This window comes from Acinetobacter sp. ANC 4216, assembly GCF_004331195.1.
Classification (GTDB): Bacteria; Pseudomonadota; Gammaproteobacteria; order Pseudomonadales; family Moraxellaceae; genus Acinetobacter; species Acinetobacter kookii.
The window spans coordinates 39,746-58,130 of sequence record NZ_SJOC01000006.1 but is presented as its reverse complement, the minus strand read 5'-3'; the positions used below and the strand labels follow the sequence as shown (position 1 = coordinate 58,130).

Here is an 18,385-nt window from a genome sequence, read left to right as displayed (position 1 = left end):
GTGACAAAAAATTTTTTTCCTATAAAATTCATATGAATAGGGTAAAAATAGCCAATAATTTATCGCGCTTAAACCTTGTTTTATGAAGAAAATTTCAAAAATAATATTGTCCTATCCATGGTATTCACTGTATTAACTTAACTATAGGCTGAATGACGAAGAATCTATATGATTGATGACAATAGATTAAAAACTGTCAAAAGCAGTCACGTTCATGAAATTCAGGGATAGGCATATGACCAATAGCAGCTATACGGAGCTTTCCAATTCGGACGATTGTGAAAAATATGTAAACCGGTTTATCCAGGAGTTTCCTTTGCGTAGTGCGGAAATTGGACAAGGTACCGTGATTAAGCGAGCCTTGCCCAGCCAGCACAAGCGTTTAATTGGGGCATGGTGCTTTCTGGATCATGCCGGTCCAGTGGTTTTTCCCCAAGGTGACGGATTAGATGTCGGACCCCATCCGCATATCGGCTTGCAGACTTTTACCTGGATGATTGAAGGCACCATGATGCATACCGACAGCCTGGGGACCAAACAGCTGATTCGTCCCAAACAGGTCAATTTAATGACTGCAGGGTATGGAATTTCCCATACCGAAGTGGCACCGGAAACCGAAACCCATATGCATGCAGCCCAGCTCTGGATTGCCTTGCCTGATGACAAGATCAATATGGCACCGCGTTTTGATCATTATCCCGAACTGCCGGTAGTGGAAAGAGATCAGGTTGAATTTACCGTGCTGGTGGGGGAGTTTTTGCAAACCCGGTCCCCGGTTGCGGTGCATAGTGAATTGCTGGGTGTAGATTTAACCGCACAGGAATCCACCACCACCCGAATTCAATTGAATCCGAAATTTGAATATGGCTTTATGGCGCTGGAGGGTGCTGCTGAAGTCAACGGTCATGAGCTGACGGACGACAACATGGTCGTGCTGGAGCCAGGCATGACTGAAATTGAAATCCGTTTACATAAAGGCAGTCGTGTCCTGCTGTTGGGGGGAGAACCTTTCGAGTCACCGATATTACTGTGGTGGAACTTTGTCGGGCGGACTCAGGAAGAGCTTTGCCAAGCCCGTGACCATTGGATTAATCAGGATGACCGTTTTGGTACCATTCCTGACTATCCAGGACCGCGCCTTGAAGCACCTGCATTCCCCGATAAAATGCGTGCTTCAAAATAACAATAAAATTCAGGATGTTTGAATATGGCCATTATTGCAAATGCAGAAGTACAGAGCCTGGCTGAACCCTGGTCAGGCGAAGTGAAAAGTGGAAAACACCAGTTTATGACGGATAAACCCGAATCCTTTGGCGGGCAGGATCAGGGTCCTGCACCTTATGATTTTATTTGTTCCGGTCTGGTTTCTTGCACCATGATTACCTTGCGCATGTATGCCAGTCATAAAGGCATCGAGCTTGGTCAATTTTCTGTAGAAGCCGATTTTAATGCCAATAAAGAAGGCAAAGAATGGATTGAGCGTCGTTTGTCTTTTGCACAGCCTTTACCGGATGAACTGAAACAAAAACTTTTAGACATCAGCAGTAAAACGCCCGTCACCAAGACACTGTTACGCAGTCTGGACATTAACACGATTCTGCTTTAAATCCATGATCCGATAGCCATGACATTGTGTGCAAAGCAGAATGTCATTTTTTCAAGCAGATCGGTCATGATTGAAATATAAAAATAGAGGTCAAAAAATAATGATTACACTGCACCATTTAGATCAATCCCGTTCTTTTCGAATTTTATGGGCTTTAGAAGAACTGGCCCAAGATTATCAGGTCAAGTTTTATAAGCGTTTACCCACATTTGCTGCACCGCCTGAATTAAAACTGGTTCATCCTTTGGCTAAAGCACCGATCTTGACCGATGAGGACCAGACGATTGTGGAATCGGCAGTGATTTTGCAACATTTGCAAGAAAGTTATGATACGGCGCAGAAATTCAAACCGAAGGCCAAAAAAGATCAGCAACAATACCGCTACTGGATGCACTATGCCGAAGGTTCGTTAATGCCGTTATTGCTGATGCAGCTGGTGATGAACAATGTCCCCAAACGTGTTCCTTGGCTGATTAAGCCGGTGGCACACAAAATTACGGCTGGCGTGAAGGCGGGATTTATTCATCCGCGTTTAAAAGAGCATATTGCTTATCTGGAAGACTATTTATCCAAGCATGAATATTTTGCCGGCTCATTTTCCTTTGCCGATATTCAGATGTGGTTTCCACTCGATGCCATTCAATCCAGAACCTCCGGTTCATATCCGCATATCGCCCAGTATCTGAAACGTCTTGAGGAACGTCCTGCCTTTCAGCGAGCCAGGTTCAAGGAACAGGGCCTGACTTAACAGGCAGGTGGGCTGTGCTTTAATCGGAGGGTAAAACAGGAAGGTCTAGCAGGGTTTGTACAGGCGCTCTTTAGGGAAAATGACTTTAAAGGTCGAGCCTTGGTTCTCTTTGGATTCAATTTCCAGATGTGCGCCGTGTTGCATCAGCACATGTTTTACAATGGCCAGACCCAAACCGGTGCCACCGGTTTGACGGCTACGGGCGCTATCGACCCGATAGAAACGTTCGGTTAAACGTGGCAGATGTTTGGAATCAATTCCGATGCCGGTATCCTGAACGGTAAAGATGCCGTGTTCACCGTCATCATGCCAGCCCATGGTGATGGTTCCACCTTTAGGGGTGTACTTAATGGCATTGGTAATCAGGTTGCTAAAGGCACTCGCCAGTTCAGTTTCGGAACCGATCAGGTCGCAATGGCTGTCAATGTCGAGATTGAGCGCATGGTGATAGTCGACATTGTAGGCTTGTGCGTCATCAAACAGCTGGTTCATCAGACTGGGCATTTCAATAATCTGGTTCTTCGCGATCTTTTTGTCATTTTCTAAACGCGACAATAACAGTAAATCATTCACCAAGGCATTCATGCGCTTGGTTTGCGCCTGCATCTGGTCGAAGGCGCGTTTCCAGCGCGGGTTTAAATCTTCCTGGTCAGTAAAGGTTTCAATATAACCGCTGAGTACTGTAAGCGGCGTACGTAATTCATGGGAAATATTGTCGACAAAATCTGTGCGCATCTGTTCCAGGTTATGCATGCGGGTCACGTCATAAGCGACCAATAGGCGGCTTTCTCCACCAAAGCGGGTCATTTTGACCTGTACATAATGGTCTTCAAAGGCTGAAGATTTCATTTTCAGGCCATCGGGTGCCTCGTCAATATGGTTAAAATATTCAATAAAACTGGGCTGGCGCAGAATGGTTAAAATATTGCGACCGCGATCCAGCGGTTGAATACCCAGTAATTTTTCTGCGGCCGGATTCCACCATTCAATTTGGTGCATTTCATCAATCAGCACCACCGCTTCGGCCAGCGCCACCAGTGAAGATTGCGCGCGATCAATCAGACCGACCATTTCTGCCTGAACAATACGTTCCTGACGCTGCGAACGGTAGACATTAAACAGCAAGGCTCCCCAGATGCCGTTTAAACTGGGCGGCACATCATAAGGGCGGTTGGAAATCCATTCATTGACCAGATAAAGCGAACGTAACTGCAAGGCAAAAAACACTGCAAAGGCAATGAGAATAAAAATCCAGAAATACCCAATCCCTAAACCGATTAAACCTGCAATCAGCAATAAAAAGGCGAGCAGGCGTAAATCTTGCTTGGCAAAAGTCCATAAACTGCTGTAACGAAACTGTTTATGTTCTCGTGCAAGTTCCGGGACGGGGTAGGGTTCATACATAAAACACAATTGACCTAAACGATGACTAACCTAGAGCGACATCTGCGCGGGTAGAAAAACGGTAACCTGTACCACGAACCGTCTGTACATAACGGTCTGCGCCAAACGGTTCCAGCACTTTACGCAAACGGCGGATATGAACGTCAATGGTACGGTCTTCAATATATACGTTACCACCCCAGACCTGATCCAGCAATTGAGCTCGGGTATAGGCACGTTCCGGATGCGTCATGAAAAAGGCCAATAGACGGTATTCCGTAGGTCCCATTTCTAAAATATTCGGACCATGACTGACCCGCTGGCTGACAGGGTCGAGCACCAGACCATTGGCATCAATGGTTTTTTCACCGCTTAGGGCATTGGCACGACGTAACACGGCCTTAATGCGGGAAACCAGTTCACGGGTGGAAAACGGTTTGGTCATGTAGTCATCTGCACCGGCATCCAGACCTTGTACTTTATGGTCTTCTTCAGCGCGGGCAGTGAGCATGATCACGGGAATTTCTGATAGGGTTTCATCGCGTTTCAGACGGCGGCACAGGTCTACACCGCTGACACCACCAGGTAACATCCAGTCGAGTAGAATAAGCACAGGGCGTTGATCCACAATCATCTGGTGGGCCTGCTTGGCATCTTCAGCCTGTAGGCATTGGAAGCCCGCCATATCCAGCGAGGTATGGATCATTTCCCGGATCGGGAGCTCATCATCGACGATTAATATATAGTCATCTTTCACAGCGCAATACCCTATTTCACGTAAACGGTGGACCGTTTTATATTTATGACAGGCTTATTACAAAGATTAATTATGACAGTATCATTGCAGAATAGGTAGTTCGGCTGGATTTCGCAAAAAAATTGTCACAATTTTAATAAGATACAATCAAGAATTTAAAATAAATCAGTTAGGTAAATATATTAAATTCAAGGTGTTGAGCATTTTTTACGGTTTTGTGAAAGCAGCCGCGTTTAAATCATATTTTTTCTTTTACTGAAAAAGTATCGAGCAGCGCTAAAAAAACCACACTGCAAGAAGAGAGAACCTCCTCCATTGAGGGTTTAAAACCACTGACAACCCAGCGAATGGCAATTTGGGTGACATAGCCATTCAAGCCGGTCGAGATCATCGAAATTTCACGTTCAGAGCGGTTAATGTTGGGCATCATCAGCATCACAAAAGCATGAATCATGCGGTCAAAACGCAGCATGGTTTCATGGATGGTGGCCTGGTTATGCAGCTCCTGAACCAGCATGGCATCGATATAGATAATCCGCGCCATGCGTGGATTGTCTTTTAAGGTAGTGAGCAGGGCAGTCAGACCGGCTTCGATCATTTTCTTGGGATCGGTCGAGGCCTGCATAATGGCCTGCATGACATTGTGCTGCAACTGGTCAATCAGCTTTAAAAAAATGGTCTGAAACAGTTCATCACTTTTCTTAAAGGATTCATAGAAATAGCGTTCGGTCAGTTTGGCTTCATTGCAAATATCTTTCACAGTCACTGCAAAAAAACCATGCGTACCATAGGCTTCAATCCCGGCTTCAATCAGTTTTTCACGACGCGCCTGTTTACGTTCGCTTAAAGACAGGCCTTTAAATTGACGTTCTTTGGTTTTTGCCGGTTTATTTTGATTTTCTTCGAAATTTTTGTGCTGTTCAGTCATAAATGTGGTGTGCCAAATGAAATCGAGGTTTTGCCTTATATTAACAATAATTTATCTCCAGACCTATGTGTAAAACAAAGCCGCAGATTTTCCAGCAGGGATGGATAGACGATATATTATATTGACAATGATTATTGTCAAAATTATATTGGATGGATGAACTGCAATCTTCCAGACAGAAAAACAATCGAGATGTTTAGCTGGCTGAGGCAGAAAACTGAATAAGGATAGCTCATGAAAAATTTTAAAAATAAAGTCGCAGCCATTACCGGTGCGGGGTCGGGTATTGGGCAGCAATTGGCCGTACTTTTGGCGCAGCAGGGCTGTCATTTGTCCTTGAGTGATGTCAATGAACAGGGTTTGGCAAAAACAGTTGAACTGGTCAAAGACAGTCATGTCCGTGTGACCACGAAAAAAGTCAATGTGGCCAAACTGGAAGAAGTGCGTGACTGGGCTGCTGAAACCGTTCAGGACCATGGCTCGGTCAACATGATTTTTAATAATGCCGGTGTGGCATTGGGTTCAACCGTGGAAGGCGCTTCGTATGAAGAGCTGGAATGGATTGTGAATATTAATTTCTGGGGCGTGGTGTATGGGACCAAGGAATTCCTGCCTTTAATCAAGCAATCGGGTGAAGGGCATATTATCAATATTTCCAGCCTGTTTGGTCTAACGGCACAGCCGACCCAGTCTGCCTATAATGCCACCAAGTTTGCGGTACGTGGTTTTACCGAATCGCTGCGTCAGGAACTGGACCTGGAAAACTGTGGCGTGAGTGCACTCTGTGTGCATCCGGGCGGCATCCGGACCAATATTGCCAATGCGGCAAAAATGAATGACAGTATTCGAACTTTGGGCATGCATCCGGAAAAATCGGCCAGGTCTTTTAACAAATTATTGCGTTGTCCGCCTGAAGAGGCTGCCCGCCAAATTATTGAAGCTGTGCAAAAAGACAAGCGCCGTCTGCTGATTGGCAACGATGCCAAAACCTTGGATTTAATCCAGCGCATTTTACCGACCGGTTATCAGCGTGTCACAGCATTTGCCACCAGATTAAGCAATAAAGGCAAAAAATCTGCTTAAAACAACAGGCTTTTAAGAACCCGCAAATTGCGGGTTTTTTTACGGCTGAAATTTGCATCAGAGCAGTGATCTATGCAGAAATTCTTTATTCATAAAATAGAAAATGAAAGTGCATTTACTGCTGAATTGATATAAGCAGGTGTTGAAAAATCAACAGGAAAATCGATGCAAAAACAACAGAAATACTCGGGATTCTTTTAATAAAAACATATAAAACAATAACTTAAATTGTTGGCACGCTTGTTGTAATAACAGGGAGGTGTAATGATAAGAAATTAGGTAAACCTCATGACAATTTTAAAAGATTTAAAGGCAAAACAATCGCGTGCTGCTCAAGTGCGTTCTCAGCTCGATTTTCCAGTGATTGATACGGACATTCATACCAATGCCTACAGTCCTGCACTTGAAGATTATATTGCGCAGTACGGGGGGTCACGTGTGGTGGATGTGTTCCGTAGCCATTTAAAAAGTAACGGTTTAAATGCTTTGGCGGCAGAGTGGTACAACGCCAGCCCGGAAGAACGTAAAAACCGTCGTTTGTTCCGCCCGCCATTTTGGGCACTTCCTTCAGAAAATACCTATGACTTGACCACGGTTGCCTTACCGGGCTTATTGTATGAGCGCTTAGAAGAACTTGGAACAGACTATGCTGTGTTGTATCCAAACCTGGCCTTGTTCCCAATCAATTCATCCAATGACGATTTACGTTTGTCTTTAACCCGTGCGATTAACCATTTCCATGCGGACATTTATAAACCCTATGCCGACCGTTTAACCCCAGTGGCTGCGATTCCACTGAATACCCCACAAGAAGGCATTGAAGAGCTTGAATTTGCCCAAAAGCTCGGTCTAAAAGCAGCGTTAATTCCGGGAGCAGTACGTCGTCCAATTCAAGCCGTCGCAGAGAAATATCCCGAAGATAGCGATCTGCGTCGTTATGCCTATTGGTTGGATTTCTTCGGTATCGACAGTGAATATGACTACGACCCGTTCTGGCAAAAGAGCGTGGATTTGGGCATTAACCTGTCGACCCATTCGGGCAGCCAAAGCTGGGTAGCACGCAACTCGCCAAGCAACTACATGTTTAACCACATTAACCACTTTGCCGATGCCTCTGAAGCCTTGGCCAAAGCCCTGTTCTTTGGTGGCGTGACTGAGCGTATTCCACAGCTTCGTATTGCCTTGCTAGAAGCAGGCGCAGCATGGGGTCAAAACGTGTTGACGCATCTGGTTGACCGTTTTGAAAAACGCGGTAATGAGCATGTGCAACAGTACAACCCTGAACGTCTAAACCGTGAATTGGCGTTAGAGCTTTATCGTCAATATGGGCATACCCTGTACCAGGGTCGTGAGCTGAATGACCAAGAAATCATTGAAAGCTTGTTTGGTGTGGCATCGACCTCACGTTTCCAGGCGCAAAAACCTGAAGAAATCAATGATTTTGCCTTGGCCAAAATTCAAACCAAACAGGATATCTGGGACCGTTGGGTACCGAACTTCTATTTTGGCAATGAAGCAGACGATCGCACCATCGTGGGTGCATTGAATCCCAAAGGTAATCCATTTGGTCAAAAAATTAATGCCCTGTACTCATCCGATTCAGGCCATTGGGATGTGCCTGAATTAACCGAGCCCTTGGCAGAAACTTGGGACTTGGTGCAAGAAGGCGCCATTACGGCAGAAGACTTCAAGTCCTTGGTGTTCACCAACCCATACCAGTTCTATACCGCGAACAATCCGGACTTCTTCAAAGGTACGCAGGTTGAACACAAACTGAAAAACAACCAGGCCGCTTAAACCTAACTACTCAGGAAATTGAAACAACCTCATGCCTCTGGCATGGGGTAGGGGAAATTTTGTTTTTTAAATAATAGATGAAGTGAATGTAACAATGAGAAAGACGAGTTTAACTGTTGCGATTGGATTGATTCTGACGACGACATCGAGTTTTAGCTTTGCCCAGGATGCCACTCTCAACAAGCAATTGGAGGGACTTAAACAGCAGATTGAAGTTTTGCAGCAGCGTTTAAATGTAGTGGAAGCACAAAGCTCAACAACCACAAAAAAACCGCCAGTTGTAAATGCAGATAACAGCGAAGAGCTGACAGCTCAAGACAGCGAAATTGGTGAAGAAGCCCTAACGGCGGAAGTAACCCCTGCGACATCCGACGACATTGAAGGTTTAAGAACTGATATTGAAAACTATAAATACGACCAGTCTCGTCAGTACGAACGCCAAACCGTAAAGTCGACCCGTGATACGACTTTATTCGGTACGGTGCAACTGCGTGCCAATGTGCAGGACAATAACACTGCACCCAATACACCTAAATCGAGCTTCGATGTGGGTACGGCATTGCTGGGCGTGCGCGGTAACTTGTTTAAAGATTATAACGAAGGCAAAAACCTCGATTACCAAGCCTCATTCGGCTATTCAAAACGTAATGATGGCAGCAACAACAGTAACTTTAACTTGCTGGATGCCTACCTGCGCTATCACGTATTTTCCACCAATGGCGGTGCAGAAGTTCCCAGGCTGAACCTGACTTTGGGGCAACAACTCTTGCCATTCGGCTTGGACGTCCAATCTCCAGAAGATTTACGCCCCACCATCAGTACTGCAACTGCACCGACGTATTTGGGGCTGTTTACCCGTCAAAACGGTTTCATTGTCCGTGGCGATGCCAAGCCCTTTGTGGACTATGGCGCGAACTACCGTGCGCCTTTATTTGAATATGCACTTGGGGTGACCAATGGCAATGGCAGCAACAAAGCCGATGACAACAACAGCAAAGACTATATCGGTCGCGTGGCCTTTACCTTGCCTGTCGATTATGCCAGCTGGCTTCGTGAGCTGAAATTTGGCGCTTCCTATATTAAAGGTGAAGCGAAATTATCCGGCTCCGGTATTAGCGATAACCAGGCCAAACGTGACCGTCTCGGTTTTGACCTGTATTACAACCACGCACCGTTTGGCGTGACTTATGAATATCTGCAAGGCAAAACCGATTATATCGACACGACTGTAGCTGCCATAAAAGAAGCCAAAGCAGAAGGTCATACCGTAACAGCGTTCTATACCTTGGGTGACCAGTTCTATAACAGTATTAAATCCAATGCCAAGTTTGATGATTTCTGGCCGAAATCGGTTCAGGGCTACTACCGTTACGACAGCTATAACCCGAATAAAAATCAGCAAGATTATCTCGATAGCGCAAGTGGCCGTGTAGGTGAATATGACATTCACTCACTCGGCCTAAACCTGTTTTTTGCGCAGACCACCAAATTCCAGTTACAGCTCAATCACTACATCTATGACATTGAGACTGCAACCCAAAAAGACACCAACGAATTGCAGGCGCAATTCCAGTACACCTTTTAATTTTGATTGTTAAGGAACAGATTTAATGAAACTTTTTTCTAAAAAAATTGCGGCCACATTTCTAGCCCTCTCCGCATTCGGTCTAAGTTTACACATCCATGCAGCCAATCCGAAAGAAATCCGCATTTCTATGTCGGGTGCCGGTGAAGGCGGTAAGCCAAAAACAGGCGGGAGCTTTGTTGCTTCAGCGCATTTACGTGGTGTGTTGGAACAGGAATTTAAGAAAGATGGCATTGCGGTGAAGTGGTTATTCTTTCCGGGTGCAGGGCCTGCCACCAATGAAGCCTTAGCCAACGGTAAAGTCGATTTTGCTTTACATGGGGACTTGCCGTCATTGGTGGGTCGTTCAACGGGTCTTAAAACCAAGGTTCTGTTTTCAACCGGTCGCTTTGGTCCAACCTATGTGGTCGTTCCTGCGGGTTCAAATGCCAAGTCATTTGCAGACTTAAAGGGCAAGAAATTTTCAATCTTTAAAGGGACAAACCAACAGATCGTTTTTAACCGTGTTCTGGCTAAATATGGCTTTACTGAGCGTGACTTACGCGTGATTTCACAAGATGGCTACTCCGCACGTACAGCACTGGCCACCGGAGATATTGATGCCGCGATTACGTCACCCTTTAGTCTGGTTTCACGTGGAGTCGCCAAGAACTTAATTGAAATTAAAGATCCGAAAGTTGCCCCACTGGCACATTTTTGGGTAACCGAAAGTTTTGAAAAACAGTACCCGGAAGTGACGCAGCGTGTCGTTACCACGCTGATCAAACAGGCGAAATGGAGCTCTGAAGAAGCCAACCGTGTCACCCAGTATAAGCTGTGGTCACAAAGCGGTATTCCACTGGTCGACTATCAAAAAACCTGGGATGGCTGGAACCTGAAAGACCGTACTTCGCCATTACTGGATGAGTTTCATCGTGCACAAATTGACAGCGCATTAAAAATTGCCAAAGACGCAAGACTCATCCGCCGTGATGTGGATACCAAAACCTGGTACGAACCCAAGTATTTAAACAATGCTTTAAAAGAACTGAATTTGCAGAACTATTGGCGTGCATTTAATGCCAACGGTCAGCCGAAATAATTCAGGACCTGGTTATGAATCCCATTGAAAGCAATGTTGTGACCACTCCGCTGACCGCAAAATTTATGAGCAGTTTTGTGCTGCTCACGATTATTGCCGGTTTGGGCGTAGGGGTGGCACGGGTCCTGATTTCACTTTATGCCGTACACCTGAACGCATCTGAACTGCAACTCGGTTTGATCTCGGCAGCACAAAACATTGGCATTTTATTGATGGCCTTGCCGATTGGCGTTCTGGTACAGCGTTTAGGTTCATTAAAGGTATTTAGCATCGGCAGTGTAGTGGGGGCCGTATTGTATTTTCTTACCCCCTTACACGCCAATGCCTGGTATCTGATGATCTTAACCGCACTGGTGAGCTGCTTTTTGCCGATGCGCTTTGTCTCCATCAATACCGTGTTTTTAAGCAATCTGAAGCGATTAGGGCCAGCCAAAGCCGGCTGGTTCCGTGGTTCACACATGATGGGATTCTTTCTGATTGCTCCTGCTTTAAGTGTATTGCTGATCGAGCATTTTGGTTATAGCGGCAGTTTTTACTGCGTGGCATTGCTATTTTTGGGCACATTATTTTTTGCCCCGTTTTGCTTTCAAAAAGTTCATCAACACACTCAAAGTACGCCGAGTTTTCAATGGAGAGACGTGGTTGCACCACTGGCCTTGCTGAAAACCCATGCACCATTACGGGTGATTTGCGCTCTGGAATTTTTAAGCAGTGTCGCGAATAACTATTTTGGCTTTTTTATTGTGGTGATTGCGATCCAGAGTTTCGCTTTACCGGAATCTATGGCGGTGATGTTGCTCACCACACAAGGCATCATTTTTGTCGGTTCACTTTTTACCCTGGGCGGTTTGGCGGAACTGGTGGGATACCAGAAATTTTACTTGATCGGATTAGGCCTGATCAGTAGCGCCTTACTGATTTTGGCATTGACACCGGTCACGCTCTGGATGTGGCCTGCATCGCTGATGTTGGGACTCGGTTTGGGCATGCTGCATATCGCAAATTTCATGTCCTTTGCCAAAGTGGGTGAACAAACGGCAATGGCAAAAATCTCCCCAATTTTAGCCCTGGTTGGACCAACCGGCGGCTTGTTTGGCGGATTTCTGGGAGCGGCATTGGGTGCCAGCATCGGTCTGCAAAACCTATTTTTCCCGATTGGTCTGGCATTTCTGGCATTAATTTTACTGATCTTGCGAGATCAGGCATTTATTTCTTTTTTTAAAACCTGATGGTTCAAAACATATAGCAGAAGGACAAGAATCATGAGCCTTACGAATGTAACCGCACATTCGGTACAGTGGCAAAGTTACCGTAGTGCATTTGGATTTTTTAAGAAGTACCTGAGCGTAACCTTGCAATTGGCTTGTGGTCTGCTTGTACCCGTGCTGCTGCTGGGACTCTGGTATGTGGCCACCTTACGCCAATGGTTGCCGGAACAGATTTTACCGGCACCGCAGCTGGTCTGGAGTACAACGGTTGAACTCTGGCAGTCAGGTGATCTGCAATTTCATTTCCTGGTCAGTACAAAACGCATTTTCTGGAGTGTGGCTTTAGGGGTGAGCTTGGGACTCGGTCTCGGAGTCTGGTTTGCATTGTCGCAACGTGCACAGCGCTTTGTCTTGCCGACGATTCAGCTCCTGACCCAGTTTCCGATTATTGGCTGGATTCCACTGCTGATGATTTTTTTAGGTATTGATGAAGCTTTAAAAATTGTGGCCATTTCTTTGGCTGTGGTATCTCCGGTGCTGATCGCAACCTTTAAAGGCATTCAGCAGGTTCCGAGCCGTTTAATTGAAGTGGCACAGGTCTACCAGTTTTCCAAGTTCCAGACTTTTTTCCAGGTGATCTTGCCTGCAAGCTTGCCCGCCATCATTAGCGGCTTACGCCAAGGCGTGATGCAGGCCTGGTTGGCCTTGGTCTTTGTTGAACTTTTGGCCAGTAGTGAAGGGATTGGTTTCCTGATGGTCTGGGGCCGTCAGTTGATGCAGCTGGATATTGTGTTTATGGGCATCATTTTCATTGGCATTACGGGCTTTGTTCTGGACAGCGTGTTGGCTGCCTTTGAACGCCTTGCTCGTTTTTATGCAACACGGGTAGGGGGTTAATCATGTCAGAACTCAGTCTTGAAAAGTCAGCTATCCGTGTAAATCCAGCTGTGGAAAAAAGCATTAAAGTGCTGCAAGCCTTGATTTTACCCTTGGTATTTATTGCACTTTGGGCGACCGCTTCCGCCTTACAGTGGCTGGATGCCAAACTGATTCCATCTCCCCTCACGGTATTCAGCAGTGCAATCCAGAGCTTTAGCCAAGCCGAATTCTGGCAGGGTTTTGCGGCGAGCTTAAGCCGTAATTTTGCGGGTTATGTCATTGGCGCCAGTCTGGGTGTTGCTTTCGGTGTGGCCTTAGGCACCACACGCTGGATCAACTGGTTATTTGCACCCGGCTTTAACGTATTACGTCAGGTCTCACTGTTTGCATGGTTGCCTTTAATTTCAACCTTTTTAGGTTATGGCAACGGCGCAAAAATCCTGTTTATCAGCCTTTCGGTATTTTATCCCGTGGCACTGCATAGCCTGGAAGGCGTGAGCAGCATCAGCGTGAAATACAGTGAAGTCGCAAAAGTCTATCAATTTCCGAAACTGTATACCTACCGCAAGCTGATTTTACCGGCAGCCAGTCCGCAGATTTTTGTCGGTCTGCAACTCGGTTTGATTTTCGCCTGGCTGGCGACCGTGGGTTCAGAATTTCTATTGGCCAATTACGGGGTCGGTCTGGGTAACCTGGTGATCCGCGGGCGGGAACAGTTCAACGTATCTCTGATTATTTTAGGCATGTTCAGCATCGGCATCATCGGTGTGATTTTAAATGCAGCGCTGACCCGTATTGAAAGCAAAGTGCTGCGCTGGCAGCAACGTGTATAGGAGCAAATAATAATGAAAATACTTCCTAAATTTTGGCAAAAAGCCTTAGCAGCTGTAACCATCAGTGCCAGCATTATTGCGGGTTGTAGTAGCCAGCAGGTGGAACCACAAAATGCGAAAGCCACCCCCACTTTACGTTATCAAAGTTATCCGGGCTTAGTGTCTTTGCCGGAACTGGCACAGGATCTGGGTTATTTCGGCAAGATTAAATTGGACTATGTCGGTACGGTGCAAGGGGGGCCACAAGATTTACTCACTCTGGTTGCTGGCGATGTCGATTTTGCCTCAGCCTTTAATGGGGCTATGGTGAAAGTCATCGCTGCAGGGCTGGATGTGGTTCCTGTGGTGGCCTCCTATGGCAGTGATGCGGAAATGAATGTGGGTTTTTATGTGCTTGAAAACAGTCCGATCCGTAAAGCACGCGATTTCATTGGCAAAAAAGTTGCGGTGAATGCCTTTGGTGCACACTACGAGTTTGTGGTTAAAGATTATTTGGCACGTCATGGATTAACCCCGGAAGAAATCCGTGAAGTGGAACTGATTGTGTTGCCGCCAGTGAGTACCGAACAGGCACTGCGTAATGGACAAATTGATATTGCCGTGTTCTCGGGCATTTTGGAAAAACGCGCCCTGAAAACAGGCGGCGTGCGTCCAATCTTTAAAGATATTGAATTGTATGGAGCATTTACTGCAGGCAGTTATGCGATGCGACACGATTTTATTCAACAGCATCCAGAAATTGCCAAAACTTTTGTGAATGGCGTGGCACGTGCCCAAGAGTGGCTACATCACACGCCTAAAGAACAAATTATTGCGCGTATGGAAAGCATCATTGATAAGCGTCAGCGCAATGAAACCAAAGTGCTGATTCCGTTTTATACCGGCACGGGTGTCGCTGAAATTGGCGGCGTACAAAAAGATGCAGACTTCGAGCCGTGGGTCAATGCGCTGGTAAGTGAACAGAAACTCAAAGCCAATCAGTTAAATGTCAGCACGCTCTACAGCAATCAATTTAACCCATACGCCACTATAAAAAATGAACAATATAAGGAATAAAATCATGAGCAGTGCTTTAAATCTAGATCATGTGCGGAAAGTTTTTCCTGCACAGAACCATCCCAACAGCAAGAATTACAAACCGGAATTTGTGGCAGTGGAAAATGTCACGCTGGATATTCAGCAAGGTGAATTTGTCTCGATTGTGGGGCCAAGTGGCTGCGGTAAATCGACCTTGCTGGACCTGATTGCCGGGCTGACCAAGCCCTCTTCGGGGCAGATTCTGCTCAGTGGTAAACAGATTACCCAACCGGGTCTGGACCGCGGCATCGTGTTCCAGCAATATGCCTTATATCCCTGGCTGACCGCTCTGGAAAATATTGAATTTGGCCTGGAAGCCAAAGGTGTCGACAAGAAAACCCGCCGTGAAAAAGCCCAGTATTATCTACAACTGGTGGGGCTTTCAGGTTTTGAAAAACATTATCCCAATGAACTTTCCGGTGGAATGAAGCAGCGTGTCGCGATTGCACGCAGTCTGGCTTATGAGCCTGAAATTCTACTGATGGATGAGCCTTTCGCCGCACTGGATGCACAAACCCGTGAAACCTTGCAGGAAGAGCTGATCAAGATTTGGCAATCGTCTAAAAAAACCATCGTTTTCATCACCCACAGTATCGATGAAGCGATTTTCCTGAGCCAGCGCGTGGCGATTATGACTTCTCGACCGGGACGGATTAAGGAGATCATCGACATTCCAGCCAGCCTGAAAGCCAAAGATGAGGACATCCGTTCAACGGCTGAATACGGCAAAATTCGTCATCAAATCTGGTCGCTTTTAAGCGAAGAAGTGATTAAGGCGCAAGCACTCGAAAAAGATAAACAGCTTGCTCACGCATAAATAAAATTGAGGAATATTCATCATGTCATCGACTCAACAGGCTATTTCACATAGCCCGACCTATAGCCCGTCAAAACCACGTCTGGAACTCAGCTGGCTGAACACCATTTTTAAGCGCAGTATCGCCATCCTATTATTTTTATTGCTTTGGGAAATATTACCCCGAACAGGTGTGGTCAGCCCGGCATTTTTACCGCCATTATCCACTGTGTTGGAAACGGCCTGGCAGCTCTATCAAAACGGTCAATTGGGCACGCATTTCTTTGCCAGTATTCAGCGTTCAATCATTGGTTTTGCTCTGGCCTTAGCCATTGCCATTCCACTGGGTTTGGTGATTGGCTGGTATAAACTGGTGGCAGAAACCCTCAATCCATTACTAGAACTGTTCCGTAATACTACAGCCTTGGCTTTAATGCCTTTATTTATCCTGTTTCTGGGTATTGGTGAGGCATCCAAAATCAGCTTACTGGTTTATGCCTGCACCTGGCCGATTCTCTTAAACACCATTACCGGTGTGCAAACAGTTGACCCACTGTTAATTAAATCTGCACGGACCATGGGTTTAAAACCGCATCAACTGTTCCGTAAAGTGATTTTACCTGCTTCTGTTCCTACGATTTTTGTCGGCATCCGGCTGGCAGGTGCGATCTCGATCCTGGCTTTGGTGGCAGTGGAAATGTTCGGGGCCAAAGCGGGTTTGGGCTATCTGATTATGTATTCACAGTTCAGTTTTGAAATTCCGCAAATGTTTGTCGGTATTTTGGTGATTACTCTGGTCGGTCTATCGTTTAACTATATTTTAATTGGTCTGGAAAAATACTTTACCGCCTGGAAACGTAATCCCGTAGAATAATAGAAATAAAAAGCATTAAAATGACCTTCTTTCATAATTTTTCACACCCTCTTTAATTTTCTCACTAGGGGTAAATAAAGGCAATTTATAAAAGAAGTCTAATAAAAAACCTCGATAAATAAATCGAGGTTTTTTATTAACTGGTTAAAATTTAAATAGCAAAATAAAAGCGGAATAAAATAAATGAGTGGATATTTATAATAAACCATATTTAATTAACCGGGTGCGAATGACATTACGGGTCACGCCTAATAATTTTGCAGTATGTACCTGGTTGTACTGACAATACTCATAGGCACTGCGAATAAATTTTTCTTCTATCAGCTCATTGATATTGGTCTGCTTAAACTGTTCCGAAGACTGAAAAATACTTTGAAATGTCTGTTCCAAAAGTTGTCCTGCATCCTGAAGATCCTGAATCGTTCCATTTACCGCAGAAATTGAAGCAAAGCTAAAAGGTTCAGCTTTCTGGGCAGCCGACTGGATACTGGAAAACGTAATATCTTCCGGTTCAATCACGCCATTTTTACTGACTAAAACGGCATGGTGAATGGTGTTTTCCAGCTCGCGGATATTGCCGGGCCAAGGGTGCAAAGTCAGTTTCTTAAGCGCCAGTTGGCTGAGGCGCAACGGGGTCGCATGCGGGTCGGTCTGGTAGACCTGAATAAAGTGTTTTGCCAGCGGCAGAATGTCATCGCGACGCTCTGAAAGCCTTGGAATTTTGAGTAAGGCCACATGCAGGCGATAGAATAAATCCTCCCTGAAACGTCCGTCCTGCACGGCTTTTTCCAGATCGACATTGGTCGCGGCAATAATGCGCACATTGATCGGAATCGGCTTGAGTGAACCGATGCGCACAATCTCGCGTTCCTGTAACACCCGTAATAATTTAACCTGCATCGACAGCGATAAATCGCCAATTTCATCCAGAAACAGGGTGCCATTATGCGCCGCTTCAAACCAGCCCACGCGGGTATGGATGGCACCGGTAAAAGCGCCTTTTTCGTGTCCAAAAAGTTCACTTTCCACCAGTGATTCTGTGAAAGCGCCACAGTTCACCGCCACAAACGGGCCTTTGGCGCGATGGCTGAGCTGATGGATTTGCCGGGCGACCAGTTCTTTGCCTGTACCGGTGTCGCCAATAATCAACGCATTGGCTTCACTTGGCGCAATCTGTTCAATACGGGCAAGCAGCGCCTGTGATAAAGGGTCTTCAAATACCGTCGCCGTTGCACGCTTATGCTTCAGGGCAGAGGGTACATTGGGGTGGGTTAAAATAGACATGAGATTCTTATACTTGTTGAAAATGTTGATCATCATGAAATATTTAAAATGGAATGATAAATAATATATCGGTATTTGATTATCGCTTTCAGATATAAATTAAAGCTGGGATTATTTATCTTTTAAAAAGATAAAAAAAATAGGGATAACTAAAGGATAAATCAAGATAAAGCAAATCAATAATCTGTTTTATATTAGAGATCTCTAAATAACAAAAGGCATAAATAAAATGGCAATTACTTCAGTAAATGTACGTAACCAGTTTAAAGGCATTATTCAAGAAGTATTAGAAGGTGACGTGGTTTCAGAAATAAATGTGGAAACCAAAGCCGGTCTGTTCACTTCAATTATCAGTACCCGTTCAGTCAAGGACCTAGACCTTAAAGTCGGTTCTGAAGTGGTGGTGTTGATCAAGTCGACGGAAGTGTCCCTGGCGAAGCTTTAATTCGCCATTGCCTCAAGCTTT

At 45.5% G+C, this 18,385-nt stretch carries 18 protein-coding genes; 14 read left to right on the top strand and 4 right to left on the bottom strand.

Translation table 11 applies throughout. The features are described from left to right. Positions 1-235: 235 nt before the first annotated feature. The 3 genes from E0H88_RS06205 to E0H88_RS06195 all read left to right on the top strand — a co-directional run bounded on the left by E0H88_RS06205 (position 236) and on the right by E0H88_RS06195 (position 2,354). Positions 236-1,183 (top strand): pirin family protein, encoded by a 948-nt coding sequence (locus E0H88_RS06205; protein WP_131273495.1) that lies wholly within the window; start codon positions 236-238, stop codon positions 1,181-1,183. A 24-nt stretch (positions 1,184-1,207) separates the two neighbouring features. Then, positions 1,208-1,606 carry an OsmC family protein gene (locus tag E0H88_RS06200; protein WP_131273494.1) on the top strand — a complete coding sequence of 133 codons (399 nt, stop codon included), beginning with the start codon at positions 1,208-1,210 and terminating at the stop codon, positions 1,604-1,606. Positions 1,607-1,706: 100 nt separating this feature from the next. Next, positions 1,707-2,354, top strand: a complete 648-nt coding sequence (locus E0H88_RS06195) for a glutathione S-transferase (RefSeq protein WP_131273493.1) — start codon at positions 1,707-1,709, stop codon at positions 2,352-2,354. A 45-nt stretch (positions 2,355-2,399) separates the two neighbouring features. Here E0H88_RS06195 and phoR read toward each other — a convergent pair whose 3' ends face one another. The 3 genes from phoR to E0H88_RS06180 all read right to left on the bottom strand — a co-directional run bounded on the left by phoR (position 2,400) and on the right by E0H88_RS06180 (position 5,422). Further along, positions 2,400-3,758, bottom strand: a complete 1,359-nt coding sequence (phoR, locus tag E0H88_RS06190; protein WP_131273492.1) for a phosphate regulon sensor histidine kinase PhoR — start codon at positions 3,756-3,758, stop codon at positions 2,400-2,402. A gap of 25 nt (positions 3,759-3,783) precedes the next feature. After that, positions 3,784-4,494: a phosphate regulon transcriptional regulator PhoB gene (gene phoB / locus E0H88_RS06185; protein ID WP_092820044.1), complete on the bottom strand. Its 711-nt coding sequence runs from the start codon at positions 4,492-4,494 to the stop codon at positions 3,784-3,786. A gap of 238 nt (positions 4,495-4,732) precedes the next feature. Continuing rightward, complete coding sequence (locus E0H88_RS06180; RefSeq protein WP_092820043.1) at positions 4,733-5,422, bottom strand: TetR/AcrR family transcriptional regulator; 690 nt, start codon at positions 5,420-5,422, stop codon at positions 4,733-4,735. Between the two features lie 234 nt (positions 5,423-5,656). Between E0H88_RS06180 and E0H88_RS06175 the strand changes: the two genes are divergently transcribed. From E0H88_RS06175 to E0H88_RS06130, 10 genes are all read left to right on the top strand, one after another. Then, complete coding sequence (locus tag E0H88_RS06175) at positions 5,657-6,505, top strand: SDR family NAD(P)-dependent oxidoreductase (protein ID WP_131273491.1); 849 nt, start codon at positions 5,657-5,659, stop codon at positions 6,503-6,505. A gap of 288 nt (positions 6,506-6,793) precedes the next feature. After that, positions 6,794-8,302, top strand: a complete 1,509-nt coding sequence (locus E0H88_RS06170) for an amidohydrolase family protein (protein ID WP_131273490.1) — start codon at positions 6,794-6,796, stop codon at positions 8,300-8,302. 94 nt (positions 8,303-8,396) lie between these two features. Then, positions 8,397-9,887: a putative porin gene (locus E0H88_RS06165; RefSeq protein ID WP_131273489.1), complete on the top strand. Its 1,491-nt coding sequence runs from the start codon at positions 8,397-8,399 to the stop codon at positions 9,885-9,887. A gap of 25 nt (positions 9,888-9,912) precedes the next feature. Beyond that, on the top strand, positions 9,913-10,968 hold the full coding sequence (locus E0H88_RS06160; protein WP_131273488.1) for an ABC transporter substrate-binding protein: 1,056 nt from the start codon (positions 9,913-9,915) through the stop codon (positions 10,966-10,968). 14 nt (positions 10,969-10,982) lie between these two features. Further along, on the top strand, positions 10,983-12,197 hold the full coding sequence (locus E0H88_RS06155) for an MFS transporter (RefSeq protein ID WP_131273487.1): 1,215 nt from the start codon (positions 10,983-10,985) through the stop codon (positions 12,195-12,197). A 33-nt stretch (positions 12,198-12,230) separates the two neighbouring features. Next, positions 12,231-13,073 carry an ABC transporter permease gene (locus E0H88_RS06150; protein WP_131273486.1) on the top strand — a complete coding sequence of 281 codons (843 nt, stop codon included), beginning with the start codon at positions 12,231-12,233 and terminating at the stop codon, positions 13,071-13,073. Between the two features lie 2 nt (positions 13,074-13,075). Continuing rightward, positions 13,076-13,888, top strand: coding sequence for an ABC transporter permease (locus tag E0H88_RS06145; protein WP_131273485.1), 813 nt, complete (start codon positions 13,076-13,078; stop codon positions 13,886-13,888). Between the two features lie 12 nt (positions 13,889-13,900). Beyond that, positions 13,901-14,944 (top strand): ABC transporter substrate-binding protein, encoded by a 1,044-nt coding sequence (locus E0H88_RS06140; protein ID WP_131273484.1) that lies wholly within the window; start codon positions 13,901-13,903, stop codon positions 14,942-14,944. A gap of 4 nt (positions 14,945-14,948) precedes the next feature. Next, positions 14,949-15,782 carry an ABC transporter ATP-binding protein gene (locus E0H88_RS06135; RefSeq protein ID WP_131273483.1) on the top strand — a complete coding sequence of 278 codons (834 nt, stop codon included), beginning with the start codon at positions 14,949-14,951 and terminating at the stop codon, positions 15,780-15,782. 22 nt (positions 15,783-15,804) lie between these two features. Beyond that, positions 15,805-16,635, top strand: coding sequence for an ABC transporter permease (locus E0H88_RS06130; protein ID WP_131273482.1), 831 nt, complete (start codon positions 15,805-15,807; stop codon positions 16,633-16,635). A gap of 195 nt (positions 16,636-16,830) precedes the next feature. On the opposite strand, the gene E0H88_RS06125 is transcribed toward E0H88_RS06130, so the two are convergent. Continuing rightward, positions 16,831-17,919 (bottom strand): sigma-54 interaction domain-containing protein, encoded by a 1,089-nt coding sequence (locus E0H88_RS06125; protein WP_131273481.1) that lies wholly within the window; start codon positions 17,917-17,919, stop codon positions 16,831-16,833. A gap of 229 nt (positions 17,920-18,148) precedes the next feature. On the opposite strand from E0H88_RS06125, the gene E0H88_RS06120 reads away from it, so the two are divergent. After that, positions 18,149-18,364, top strand: a complete 216-nt coding sequence (locus tag E0H88_RS06120) for a TOBE domain-containing protein (RefSeq protein ID WP_086176493.1) — start codon at positions 18,149-18,151, stop codon at positions 18,362-18,364. The last annotated feature ends 21 nt before the right edge of the window (positions 18,365-18,385 follow it).